Genomic DNA, 13005 nt, shown 5'->3' with positions numbered 1-13005 from the left:
CTACAGGGGAATGCGGTCAACTGTAGGAGTGAGCCTGCTCGCGAAGGGGCCGGATCAGGCGCCGCAGCCTTAAGGCTTGGGCATCGTGGCAACCATGGACGGTCGCTGGCTTACGTCGAAATACCAGTTGGCCAGTTGCGGATTGGCGCTGCGCCAGTCCAGATCCGGATGACGCAGATCGATGTAACCCAGTGCACAAGCGACGCTGATCGCCGCCACGTCGAAATGGCTGGTCAGCTCGGCGATGGCGTCACTTTCCAGATAGGCCAGGGCGCGCCGGATCTTCTCGCGCTGGGCATCGAGCCATTCGTCCCAGTGTTTTTCCGGGGCGCGCAGCACCAGTTCGTAACGCACCATCACCGAGGCGTCCATGATCCCGTCGGCCAGCGAGGCCAGGGTCAGGCGCCGCCAACGGGCCGCTCCTTCGCGGGGGATCAGCGGATTGCCGACGTGTTGCTGGTCGAGGTATTCGAGGATCACGCGGCTGTCATGGATCACGCTGCCGTCGGCCAGGCGCAGGGCCGGGATCTTGCCCAGCGGGTTGTCGGCATTGAGCGCAGCGTCCGGGCTGACAGGGCTGAGCACGCAGTCTTGCAGGGCGACGCGATCCTGCTGGCCGGTCTCGTGCAACAGCACCATCACTTTGCGCACGAACGGGGAAAGCGTGTTGTGGAACAGGGTCATGCTGGGGGCGGACATTGGCAAACCTCGGTGGTCATCGAAGAGCAGGAGATTAGCCTAGTCAGATACAGAGCGGCTGGCGAGGGATTTGGTGGTGTTCATCAGGCCGCCTTCGCGAGCAAGCCCGCTCCCACACTGGATCTGTTTCGTTCACAAATCCCCTGTGGGAGCGGGCTTGCTCGCGAAGAGGCCTTGTCAGGCGACACGGAAATCACCCGCGTCGCAGCAATCCCTTGATCGCCAGAAATGCCGGAACACCCAGCCCGACCCAGCTCAACGCATCCCAGATCCCGTCCCCCAACAGCGCCGAAAACAATCCCGCCGCACTCAGCAGCGCAATCACCAGCGGTGTGCTGAAGACCTTCCAGAAATTGCTCTGACGCGGCTTCATGCAGCAGCCTCCAGCGGCAACGGTTTTGCCGCTTTACGCCGTACCACCCACAGGTACACGCCGCTGCCGAGGACAATGATGGTCAGCACGTCGAGGGTCGCCCAGAGGATCTTCATCGGCATGCCGCCGTAGTCGCCGAAGTGCAGCGGCTGCGACATGCCCATGGCGTCCATGTACCACGGGCGCTCGGCCACAGCGGTGACTTGCAGGGTGCTGGCGTCGATCAGCACCGGCGTCAGCAGGTGCGAGGTCAGATGCGTGCCGCCCTTCATGAACACTGCGTAGTGATGCTCACTGGAAAACCGCGTGCCAGGGAAGGCGATGAAGTCCGGGTTCATCCCCGGCGCCACGTCGCGGGCGATGTCGAGCAGGCGGGTGGCCGGGGCCAGGCGGGTCAGCGGCGGGACATCGCGATAGGGCGCGACCATGGCGGTCAGCGTGTCATTGCGCCACGCGGCGATGAGCAGGTCGGCGCAGGCGCTGATCACTCCAGTGACGCCGACCACCAAGGCCCAGGTCAGGGTAACGACGCCAATCAGGTTGTGCAGGTCGAGCCAGCGCAGGCGGGTGGACTTGTCCTGACGCACGGTGCCGAACTGCAAGCGGCGCATGAACGGCAGGTACAGCACCGTACCCGAGATGATCGCGACCACGAACAGCAGCCCCATGAACGCCAGCAGCAACTTGCCCGGCAGCCCGGCAAACATGTCGACGTGCAGGCGCAGGATGAACAACATCAGGCCACCGTTGGCCGATGGGGTTTCCAGCGCTTCACCGGTGCGCGCATCGAGCATGAAGGTGTGCGACGAGTTCGGTTCGGTGCCGGCGGTTTTCGCCATGATCGTCAGCACGGCGTTCGGTTCGTCGTCTTCGAAACCGAAGTACTGCACCACTTCACCTGGGCGATGTTTTTCTGCGGCCTCGACCAGTTGCGCCAGGTTCAGGCGCGGCGTGTCGGCGGGCATTTCGCGCACTTGCGGGGCATCGCCGAGCAGGTGCTCGATTTCGTGATGAAAGATCAGCGGCAGACCGGTCAATGCCAACAGCAGCAGAAACACGGTGCAGATCAGGCTGGTCCAGGTGTGGATGAACGACCAGCGGCGAATTGTTTTACTTTTCATTTCATGACCTTCAAAAACACCGAAGCCGTCCACGGGGGACGGCCTGGTGACAGAACCTGGTTCAGCTCACGCGCTTACCACTTGTAAGTGGCGCTGGCGATGACGCTGCGCTGGTCACCGTAGTAGCAGTAGTAGCCGTCGCAGGTGGAGATGTAGTCCTTGTCGAACAGGTTGGTGGCGTTAATTGCCAGCGACGCACCTTTGAGGCTGTTGTCCAGGCGACCGAGGTCGTAATGCACCGAGGCGTCGAACACGGTGTAGGCGTCCGCCTTGCCCAGCCAGGTGTTGGCCTTGTCGCCGTAAGTGTTGCCGGTGTAACGCACGCCACCGCCGATGCCGAAACCGTCGAGTACGCCGCTGTGCCAGGTGTAGTCGGTCCACAGCGAAGCTTGCTGGTTAGGCATCAGTTGCAGGCGATTGCCCTTGTCCACGCCTTTCTGCACTTCGGACTTGGCCAGGGTGTAGGCGGCGATGACTTTCAGGTTATCGGTGACGTCGGAAACCGCTTCCAGCTCCAGGCCTTTGACCTTCACTTCACCGGTCTGGCTGGTGATGGTCACGTTGTTGACGATGCTGTTGACGGCGACGTTCTTCTGGGTCAGGTCATACACCGCAGCGCTCAGCAGAGTCTTGCTGCCCGGCGGCTGGTACTTGATGCCCAGTTCCCATTGCTTGCCTTCGGTCGGCTTGAGCGAGCCGGTGGAAGTGGCATCGGCGCCGCTGGTTGGCTGGAAGGATTCGGCGTACGACAGGTACGGCACGAAGCCCGAGTCGAACACGTAGCTGAGCGCCGCGTTGCCACTGAACGCCTTGTCGCGCTGGGTGTTGGTGGCGTCGCCCTTGTTGATGAACTGTGTGCCGGTGTGCACCCAGTCTTCACGCCCGCCGAGGGTCAGGCGCCACTGGTCGAGGGCCATCTGGTCCTGTACGTACAGGCCGGTCTGGTAGGTCTTCTGGTCATAGTCATAGAACGCCGAAGAACGTGCTGGACGGGTGATCGGCTGACCGTAGATCGGGTTGTTGACGTTAATGTCCGGCGCGGTGCCGAAGATCGACGTGTAGTTGGTGTTGCTGCGCTGGTGATCCAGACCGAGCAACAGCGTATGGCGGATGTCGCCAGTGGCGAAGTCGGCCTGGAAGTTGTTGTCCACGGCGAACTGGCTGATGTCTTCATCGACGTTGGTGGTGCCGCGACCGACATTGCCCTGAGCATCCACGGTGAAGCCGGCGAACGATGGGTTGTAGCTGTTGACGGTCACGGTCTGGAACGACAGATCCGACTTGGTGTAGCGCAGGTTCTGCTTGAACTGCCACACATCGTTGAGGCGATGCTCGAAGGCATAACCGAGCGCGTAGTAGGTGCGGTCGTAGAAGTCGTAGTCCGGGTCACCGAGGTTCTTGTGATGGGAAATCTTGCCGAACGGCATGTCGATCTTGGTGCCCTGAATCGGGTAGAACTGGCTGGTGACACCGGTATCGTCGCGGGTGAACTGGGTCAGCAGGGTGAATTTGGTGTCGTCATCGATGTTCCAGGTCAGGCTCGGCGCGATGTTGTAGCGCTTGTTCTCGATGTGATCGATCTGCGTGTCGCTGTCGCGCACTACACCGCTGATGCCGTAGAGAAACTGCCCGGCGTCGTCGATCTTGCCGGTGCTGGCGAAGTTGATCTGACGATGGTTGTCGCTGCCGTACTGCAACTGGATTTCGCTGCTGGCTTCCGCGCTCGGGCGCCGGCTGACCATGTCCAGCAGACCGCCCGGCGGCGTCCGGCCGTAGACGGAAGAGGCCGGGCCGCGCAGCAGCGCGAGGCGGTCGAGGTTCCAGGTTTCAGGCTTTGGGTTGGCGTATACGCCCTTGGGCAGCGGCAGGCCGTCGAGGAACTGAGTCGGCTCGAAACCGCGCACCCGCAGCCAGTCGATACGGGTGTCGCTGCCGTAGCTGCTGGCGGTGATGCCCGGCATATAGCGCACGGCGTCATCGAGACTGTGCACGCTGCGATCGTCCATTTGCTGACGCGTGGCGACGGAGATCGAGCGCGGTGCTTCGACCAGCGCGGTGTCGGTCTTGGTGCCGGCGGCGGTGCGGGTGGCGGTGTAGCCTTCGACCGGGCCCCAGGCGGTTTCCAGATTTTCCACGCCGATCACTGCGGTTTCCGGCAGCGCCAATGTCCCTTCCGGCACGGCAACCAGGGTGTAGGTGCCGGTACTGCTTTGTTCCAGTTGCAGACCGGTGCCTTGCAGCGCCGCGCGCAGAGCACCGGCGGCGTCGTACTGACCGCTGACCGGCGCAGAGGTCTTGCCGGCGGCCAGCGACGGATTCAGCGACAACGCGAGGCCGCCCTGGCTGGCGATCTGGTTCAGCGTGGTCGACAGCGGCGCCGCTGGCAGGTTGTAGGCACGCACGCTGGAGGCCTGTTCAGCAGCGAGCAACGGGCTGCTGAGCAGCGGCGCGCTGAGGGCAATGGCGATGGCCAACAGACTGGGGCGCAACAAGGTGTCTAGCGAACGGGACATGCGAAGGCTCCTGAATGGAAATATTTCTCAATTGCCTGAGTGCCGGACGAGAATTGAAAAGTGATAGGGCTGGTTGAAAATAATTTCGATTAACTGGGAGTGGGGCAGCCGATTCGCGTGGCAACGTTGGTTTTGTGCAGTTGCGGGCGGCTCCATCGCTGGCAAGCCAGCTCCCACAGGTTCAGCGCAGCTCACAGAATTGGTATTCACCATCGATCTCTGTGGGAGCTGGCTTGCCAGCGATGGCGGCCGCTCGGGCACCAGATAAATCAGGGCTTTGTATCTGCTTTGGCCACCGTGACCCAATACGGCGTATGCCGCTCGATCTGCACCGGCAGGGTCGGCAGCAGCGCACTCAAGGCCTTGTCGGTGTCGTGCAGCGGGAAACTTCCGGTGATGCGCAGGTCAGCGACTTCCGGCGCGACGCCCAGATGCCCTCGGCGATAACGACCCAGTTCATGCACCAGGTCTTCCAGTCGCGCGTTGTCCACCACCAGCATGCCGCGGGTCCAGGCATCGGCGCCGGGCGTGAGCGCGGCGACCGTGTCGAGGCCGTCATTGCGGATCAGCACTTGCTGGCCTTCGCGCAGGATCTGCTCTTCAGGATGACTTTGCGGATGCGCCGCCACCGCCGATTGCAGGACGCTGAGACGCGTGCCTTGGTCTTCACGCTTGACCAGAAACCGTGTGCCCAACGCGCGCATGCTGCCTTCGCGGGTCTCGACGATGAACGGCCGCGCATCGCCGTGACCGGTCTCGACCATGATCTCGCCTGCCTGCAACACGATCAGCCGCTGCCTGGCATCGAAACGCACATCCACCGCGCTGTGGGTGTTGAGGTTGAGCACGGTGCCATCGGCCAGGCGCACCGTACGCTGCTCGCCGGTGGCGGTGCGTTGATCGGCGAGCCAGTAATCCAGCGGCAAGTAGCGATCACCGGCAAACAACGCCAGACCGACGAGCGCCACCACGCTGGCCAATCCGCTGCCGAGCTTGCGCACACGGCGTCGAATGCCTTCGCGCGATTGCAGCAAGGCCGCGCGGGCCGGGCCGTTGGCGACGCTGAAGCGCTGATCGAGCATGCCCAGCTGGCGCCAGGCGCGGGCGTGTTCTTCATGGGCCGCGTGCCACTTGGCGAACTCTTCGCGCTCCAGCGGACTGCCGGAATCCAGCGACAACTGCCAGGCAATCGCCGCGTCCAGCACCTGAGCCGAGACCGGTTTGGAACTGGCCGGGTTCATGTCGGCTCACCGTACAGGGCGATGTAGCACTGGCGAATGCCTTGCGCGAGGTACTGCCGCACACGCGGCACCGAGACGCCAAGCTTCTCGGCGATTTCGGCGTGGCCGAGGCCGTCGAGGCGGTTATACAGGAAAGCGGCGCGGGCCTTGGTCGACAGTTTGCCGAGCAGGCGGTCGATGGCCTTGAGGTCTTCGAGGATCAGTTGCTGTTCTTCCACCGAAGGTTGTTCGCCTTCGGGGATCAGCATCAATTCAGTGAGGTATGCCTGTTCCAGCGCGGCGCGGCGGAAGTAGTCGAACAGCAGGCCCTTGGCGATCGCCACCAGAAACGCCCGCGGTTCGCGCGGCGTCAGCAATTCATCGCGACCGAGCAGCCGTACGAAGGTGTCCTGGCTCAGGTCTTCGGCCCGCTGCGGGCACGCCACGTTGCGCCGCAACCAGCTCAGCAGCCAACCGCGATGGTCGCGATACAACGCACCGACGAGTTCACTGTGAGGGCTTGGGACTGACGACACCAGACGCACCGATTGGGAAGTGTTAACCAACGAGAATTGTTCGCGATTCTCGCAGAGGTGGGAATGGTTAGCAATTGGCCACTGGTCGGGTGGTATCAGTAAGACCGCATCATCGTTCTTCGCGAGCAAGCCCGCTCCCACAGGGGGAATGCATGCCAGTGTGGGAGCGGGCTTGCTCGCGAAGAGGCCAGTACCGGCACCGAAGATCTAGAAGGAAGGCGCTTGCTGACGGCGTTTCCACTGACTCAAGCGCTGTTGCAGGTTCAACGGACTATGAATCTGCTGCTGCCGCGCCCGGCTGAACAGGATCAACGCCAGTTCCGCCGTGGCCAGCGCATCGGCACTCGCGTTGTGCCGCTCGAACACCTCAAGCTTGAACCAGTCGATCCATTCATCCAGGCCGGCCTCGCGAATGTTCGCCTGTGGGCACAACAATGGCGCCATGTGCGCGACATCCAGAAACACATTCTGCAGCCTGTAACCCAGGTGTTCCTTCAATGCGCGTCCGAGCATGTGTTGATCGAAGGGCGCATGAAACGCCAGCACCGGGCTGTCGCCGATGAACTCCATGAACTCCAGCAACGCCTCGGCCGGGTCGCTGCCGGCGGCAATCGCGTTCGGCCCCAGGCCATGGATCAACACGCTCGGGCTGAGCTTCAGCTCCCGACATTGCAGGGTGCGCTCGAACTGCTGGCTGAAGTCGATCGCGCCGTCTTCGATCACCACCGCGCCGATCGACAGCACGCGATCCTTGTTCAGGTTCAGCCCGGTGGTTTCCAGATCGAGCACCACCCAGCGCTGTTCACGCAGGCTGCATTCTTTCAGTTCGCTGATCGCCGGCAGTTTTGCCAGACGTTGTTGCAGGTCTGCCGACAGCAGAGGGCTGGCCGGCCGCAGCCACGAGAACAGGCTCATAGCTGATACCGCAAGGCCAGGCTGCTTTGCAGGCGCTGGGCCTGGCGCAGGGATTCACGCAGGATGCGCCGATCCAGATGATTGAGGCTGTCGGGATCGACCCGGTTCGACCAGGGCAGATTCTCACGGGTCTGGATCTGGTGCTGCTGCATGCGCGTCTGCTGGATGAAGTGATACGCCTCTTCATACGCCGCGCCATCGAGCCGTTCGATGACTTCTTTTTCGACCAGCTGACGCAAGCGCTCCAGAGTGTTGTTGGTTTCGATGCCATGCGCCAGCGCCAACAGGCGTGCGCCGTCGACGAAGGGCGTCAGGCCCTGGACTTTGAGATCAAGGGTGGCTTTCTCGCCGTTCTTGCGCGCCAGCACAAATTCGCGGAAACGCCCCACGGGCGGACGATTGCGCAGCGCGTTCTCGGCCAGCATGCGCTGGAACAAACGGTTGTCGCCGACCTGATCGAGAATCCCCCGGCGCAGTTGCGCGCAGCCTTTCTCGTCGCCCCAGACCACCCGCAGATCGAAATAAATGCTCGATCCCAGCAGGTTCTCCGGCGTCGCCTCGCGAATGAACGCCGCAAAGCGCCGCGCCCATTCCGCCCGCGACAGGCACAGCTCCGGGTTGCCGGCCATGATGTTGCCCTTGCACAGGCTGAAGCCGCACTGCGCCAGGCTCTGGTTGATCTGCTGGGCCAGTGGCAGCAGCTTGCCGCGAATCTCCGCCGCGTGCGCCGCGTCCCGCGCTTCGAACAGAATGCCGTTGTCCTGATCGGTGTGCAGCGTCTGTTCGCGCCGGCCCTCGCTGCCGAAACACAGCCAGCTGAACGGTACGCCGGGGTCGCCTTTTTCGGCGAGGGTCAGCTCGATCACCCGGCACACGGTGTGGTCGTTGAGCAGGGTGATGATGTGGGTGATCTGCGTCGAAGACGCACCGTGAGCGAGCATGCGTTCGACCAGTTGGCCGATCTCGCCGCGCAGGCTCACCAGTTGTTCGAGGCGCTGGGCACTGCGGATGGTGCGGGCCAGGTGCACCAGATCGACCCGTTGCAGCGAGAACAGATCGCGCTCGGAAACCACGCCGCACAGGCGCTGATCCTTGACCAGACAGACGTGGGCGATGTGCCGTTCGGTCATGGCAATCGCCGCGTCGAAGGCGCTGTGATCGGGCGACAGAAAGAACGGCGAACAGGTCATGTGCCGCTCAATGGTTTCGCTGAAATCACCGCTGCCATTGGCGACCACTTCGCGCAGGTCACGCAGGGTGAAAATCCCCAGCGGCGCCTTGTGTTCATCCACCGCGACGATGCTGCCGACCTGTTGCTCGTGCATCAGCTTCACCGCTTCACGCAGTGGCGTGTCGGGGCTGCAAGTCACCGGATGGCGCATCGCCAATTCGCCGAGGCGGGTGTTCAGCGAGTACTGGGTGCCGAGGGTTTCCACGGCTTTCTGCTGGACTTGCTGGTTGACCTGATCGAGCAGGCTGCTGACCCCGCGCAAAGCGAAATCGCGGAAGCTGTTGGACAGAGCGAACAGCTTGATGAACGCCGGTTTGTTCAGTTGCAGGCAGAAGGTGTCTTCGCTGGCCAGATGCTCAGTGCGGGTCGCCCGTTCGCCAATCAGCGCAGCCAACGGGAAGCATTCGCCGGTGGTGATCTCGAAGGTGGTTTCGGTGCCGGGCCGGGTGATGTGCTGGCGTTCGCCGACCACTCGGCCCTGTTTGACGATGTAGAAATATTCGACCGGCCCGTCGGCGGGCTTGATGATGCTTTCGCCCTGGCCATAGAAGCGCAGCTGACATTGTTCCACCAGAAAAGCCAGGTGGGCGTGTTCCATCTGATTGAAGGGCGGGAAGCGCTGGAGGAATTGCAGGGTGCCCTGAATGTTCTGCAACACCGCGGTTTTCCCTGCCTGGGTGAAGGCGTCCGCTTTACTCATAACCATTACCGCAGTCTTTTTTGAATTGTTGTTGTCGGATCGTTGCAGCCATGGTCGGCCCCTGCGCGCGGGGTGCCCATTGGACGTAAGTCTAGGTTTGAGCTGCCGTTGGGCACATTTGGGAAGTGCCCTACAAAAACAGTCGGAAATTCCCCCGCCAGCCACTTGGAAAAAAATCCGACGAAGTGCACATTGAAGCTCTGCTTAGCGATGTCTGACGACTGTGCCAGGTGATTGATTTGAAAACTTAGAGAATGCCATGTCCGACCACGATATTTTGAGCGACGCTGAGCGTGAAGCGCTCAGCGCAGTAATGCTCGAACCCGACTTGCCGCCGCAGCGTGTACTGATCGTCGATGACGACAAGGACGCCCGGGAGCTGTTGTCGGAGATACTCGCGTTGGATGGCATTCGTTGCATGACCGCGGCCAGCGGTGAAACCGCGCTGAAGATGCTCGACGAAAAACCTTCGATCGGGCTGGTGATCACTGATTTGCGTATGGGCAATGTCGGTGGGCTGGATTTGATTCGGCAAGTGCGTGAGTCGGAGCGGGCGGCGTTGCCGATCATCATTGTTTCGGGCGATGCCGATGTGAAAGACGCCATCGCCGCGATGCACCTGAGCGTGGTGGACTTTCTGCTCAAGCCGATTGATACGGTGAAGTTGCTGGGCCTGGTCAAACACGAGTTAGGCATCGAGCCCTGACTCTCAGGCAACACTGCCCCCCTGTGGGAGCGGGCTTGCTCGCGAATGCGTCCTTTCTGTCGAAATTAATGTTGAATGTGAGTCCGTCTTCGCGAGCAAGCCCGCTCCCACAAGGGATTTCCAGTGGTCCGGAGATTTTTATCGGCCAACAAAAAAGCCCTGATCTCTCGATCAGGGCTTTTTCACATCAGCGCAAACTTACAGGCCGTTGGCCTTCTTGAACTCGCGACGACGACGGTGCAGCACCGGCTCGGTGTAGCCGTTCGGCTGTTTGGTGCCTTCGATCACCAGTTCGACTGCCGCCTGGAAGGCGATGTTGCTGTCGAAGTTCGGTGCCAGCGGACGGTACAGCGGGTCGTTGGCGTTCTGCCGGTCAACCACTGGCGCCATGCGCTTGAGGCTTTCCATCACTTGCGCTTCGGTGACGATACCGTGGCGCAGCCAGTTGGCGATGTGCTGGCTGGAGATGCGCAGCGTTGCACGGTCTTCCATCAGGCCGACGTCATTGATGTCCGGCACCTTCGAGCAACCCACGCCCTGGTCGATCCAGCGCACCACGTAACCGAGAATGCCCTGGGCGTTGTTGTCCAGTTCGTTCTTGATCTGCTCCGGGGTCCAGCTCGGGTTGACCGCCAGCGGAATGGTCAGGATGTCGTCTACCGAAGCACGGGCACGCTTGGCCAGTTCGGCCTGACGGGCGAACACGTCGACCTTGTGGTAGTGCAGCGCGTGCAGCGCAGCGGCGGTCGGCGACGGTACCCAGGCGGTGTTGGCACCGGCCAGCGGGTGCGCGATTTTCTGTTCGAGCATCGCCGCCATCAGGTCGGGCATCGCCCACATGCCTTTACCGATTTGTGCACGACCTTGCAGGCCGGTGCTCAGACCGATATCGACGTTCCAGTTCTCGTAGGCGCCGATCCACTTTTCGGCCTTCATGTCGGCCTTGCGCACCATCGGGCCAGCTTCCATGGAGGTGTGGATTTCGTCGCCGGTACGGTCGAGGAAACCGGTGTTGATGAACACCACGCGCTCGCTGGCAGCCTTGATGCAGGCTTTGAGGTTGACCGTGGTGCGGCGCTCCTCGTCCATGATCCCGACTTTCAGGGTGTTGCGCTTGAGGCCCAGCACATCTTCGATGCGACCGAACAACTCGTTGGTGAACGCCGCTTCTTCCGGGCCGTGCATCTTCGGTTTGACGATGTAGACCGAGCCGGTGCGGGTGTTCTTGCGCGAGGTGTTGCCGTTGAGGTTGTGCATCGCCGCGAGGCACGTCACCAGACCGTCGAGAATGCCTTCCGGCACTTCATTGCCGTGTTTGTCGAGGATCGCGTCGATGGTCATCAGGTGACCGACGTTACGCACGAACAGCAGCGAGCGACCGTGCAGGGTCAGTTCACTGCCATCGACCTTGGTGTAGGTGCGATCCGGGTTCATGGTGCGGGTGAAAGTCTGGCCGCCCTTGGCGACTTCTTCGGACAGGTCGCCCTTCATCAGGCCGAGCCAGTTGCGGTAGATCACCACTTTGTCGTCGGCATCGACGGCAGCCACGGAGTCTTCGCAGTCCATGATGGTGGTCAGTGCCGCTTCCATCAGGATGTCTTTGACGCCGGCGGCATCGGTCTGGCCGACCGGGGTGCTGGCGTCGATCTGGATTTCGAAATGCAGGCCGTGGTTCTTCAGCAGGATCGCGACCGGCGCGTCTGCCGGGCCCTGGAAGCCGATCAGTTGAGCATCGTCACGCAGGCCGGTGTTGCTGCCGCCCTTGAGGGTGACCAGCAGTTTGCCGTCAACGATCTTGTAAGCCGTCGAATCGACGTGGGAGCCAGCGGCCAGGGGCGCCGCTTCGTCGAGGAACGCACGGGCGAAGGCGATGACTTTGTCGCCACGCACCTTGTTGTAGCCTTTGCCTTTTTCCGCGCCACCGTCTTCGCTGATCGCGTCGGTGCCGTAGAGGGCGTCGTATAGCGAACCCCAGCGGGCGTTCGAGGCATTGAGGGCGAAGCGGGCGTTCATCACCGGCACCACGAGTTGCGGGCCGGCGGTACGGGCGATTTCATCATCGACATTTTGCGTCGTTGCCTGGAAATCAGCCGCTTCTGGCAGCAGATAACCGATTTCTTGCAGGAAGGCTTTGTAAGCCACGGCGTCGTGTGCCTGGCCGGCATGTTCCTGGTGCCAGGCATCAAGGCGAGCCTGGAAGTCATCGCGTTTGGCGAGTAGGGCTTTGTTCTTCGGCGCCAGGTCATGAATGACCTTGTCGGCACCTTCCCAGAATTTTTCGGCGGTGAGGCCGGTACCGGGAATGGCTTCGTTGTTCACGAAGTCGAACAGGACTTTGGCGACCTGCAGGCCACCGACTTGAACGTGTTCAGTCATTGCTTGCCTCACTCTGCTCAGCTATTTCGCTTTTCAGCTCTTCAATTTTGACAATGAAGCCTCTGGCCATTTAAACCACAAACCTTCCGACCAGTACATGCCATTGCTGGCGGCTGGGCTGGGACCAATCAACGGCTTGGGGGCCTTGCTGACGGGGCTTTCAGGGTTGCGAACATGCCTTGGGCAGACATCGATCCAGCGTTATGTAGTGCGCGCCGAGGCATACTACATGATGCGTTGCGCTTGTGAAAATCAGACTAATAACGTCGTTCTGCGACCTCATGACGCATTGCGGTCACGTCGCGGAACGGGATGTTCTCAAAAAACCATCGGATTGTTCCAGCTAAATATAAAAGTTGTACACATAAATCCTTTCTGCCTGCTATGGCATCCCCCTGCGGTGCACACTCTGTGGCGAGGGGATTTATCCCGGATGGGTGGCGAAGCCGCCCCCTGCGCGCTGACAGGTAGACCGAGCTGACAGGGTTTACGGCTGCTGCGCAACCGATCGGGGATAAATCCCCTCGCCACAGGTTGCATCCAAAACCAAGACACAGGTTTGCTGCCTGGGCTGAATCAAACCCTTGCCTATACTTGCCTTTCTATAACAAAAGT

At 61.5% G+C, this 13005-nt stretch carries 10 protein-coding genes; 1 reads left to right on the top strand and 9 read right to left on the bottom strand.

Translation table 11 applies throughout. The annotated features are described in order from the left end of the window. Window positions 1–69: 69 nt before the first annotated feature. From QRN61_RS00460 to QRN61_RS00425, 8 genes are all read right to left on the bottom strand, one after another. The gene (locus tag QRN61_RS00460; protein ID WP_285372981.1) at window positions 70–699 is read right to left on the bottom strand and encodes a glutathione S-transferase; all 630 of its coding nucleotides are present in this window, start codon (window positions 697–699) and stop codon (window positions 70–72) included. Between the two features lie 193 nt (window positions 700–892). Then, window positions 893–1072: a hypothetical protein gene (locus tag QRN61_RS00455; RefSeq protein ID WP_027610674.1), complete on the bottom strand. Its 180-nt coding sequence runs from the start codon at window positions 1070–1072 to the stop codon at window positions 893–895. Beyond that, the gene (locus tag QRN61_RS00450; RefSeq protein WP_150370194.1) at window positions 1069–2193 is read right to left on the bottom strand and encodes a PepSY-associated TM helix domain-containing protein; all 1125 of its coding nucleotides are present in this window, start codon (window positions 2191–2193) and stop codon (window positions 1069–1071) included. The genes QRN61_RS00455 and QRN61_RS00450 overlap by 4 nt, the downstream gene beginning before the upstream one ends. A 74-nt stretch (window positions 2194–2267) precedes the next feature. After that, complete coding sequence (locus QRN61_RS00445; RefSeq protein WP_285372980.1) at window positions 2268–4706, bottom strand: TonB-dependent siderophore receptor; 2439 nt, start codon at window positions 4704–4706, stop codon at window positions 2268–2270. Between the two features lie 269 nt (window positions 4707–4975). After that, a complete protein-coding gene (locus tag QRN61_RS00440) occupies window positions 4976–5947 on the bottom strand; it encodes a FecR domain-containing protein (RefSeq protein ID WP_027610677.1) in 972 nt (323 codons plus the stop codon). Next, complete coding sequence (locus QRN61_RS00435) at window positions 5944–6462, bottom strand: RNA polymerase sigma factor (RefSeq protein WP_083369393.1); 519 nt, start codon at window positions 6460–6462, stop codon at window positions 5944–5946. The genes QRN61_RS00440 and QRN61_RS00435 overlap by 4 nt, the downstream gene beginning before the upstream one ends. Window positions 6463–6669: 207 nt before the next feature. Then, the gene (locus QRN61_RS00430; RefSeq protein ID WP_097089088.1) at window positions 6670–7377 is read right to left on the bottom strand and encodes a 3'-5' exonuclease; all 708 of its coding nucleotides are present in this window, start codon (window positions 7375–7377) and stop codon (window positions 6670–6672) included. After that, on the bottom strand, window positions 7374–9308 hold the full coding sequence (locus QRN61_RS00425; RefSeq protein ID WP_342453807.1) for a putative nucleotidyltransferase substrate binding domain-containing protein: 1935 nt from the start codon (window positions 9306–9308) through the stop codon (window positions 7374–7376). The genes QRN61_RS00430 and QRN61_RS00425 overlap by 4 nt, the downstream gene beginning before the upstream one ends. 259 nt (window positions 9309–9567) lie before the next feature. Between QRN61_RS00425 and QRN61_RS00420 the strand changes: the two genes are divergently transcribed. Continuing rightward, the gene (locus tag QRN61_RS00420; RefSeq protein WP_096797572.1) at window positions 9568–10014 is read left to right on the top strand and encodes a response regulator; all 447 of its coding nucleotides are present in this window, start codon (window positions 9568–9570) and stop codon (window positions 10012–10014) included. 198 nt (window positions 10015–10212) lie between these two features. On the opposite strand, the gene QRN61_RS00415 is transcribed toward QRN61_RS00420, so the two are convergent. Further along, window positions 10213–12390 carry a malate synthase G gene (locus tag QRN61_RS00415; protein WP_285372979.1) on the bottom strand — a complete coding sequence of 726 codons (2178 nt, stop codon included), beginning with the start codon at window positions 12388–12390 and terminating at the stop codon, window positions 10213–10215. Window positions 12391–13005 lie beyond the last annotated feature (615 nt).

Origin of the sequence: Pseudomonas sp. lyk4-TYG-107, assembly GCF_030209055.1 — a bacterium.
Lineage (GTDB): Bacteria > Pseudomonadota > Gammaproteobacteria > Pseudomonadales > Pseudomonadaceae > Aquipseudomonas > Aquipseudomonas putida_A.
Note: the sequence above shows the minus strand (reverse complement) of the source record. Positions and strands in the feature narration are given on the sequence as shown.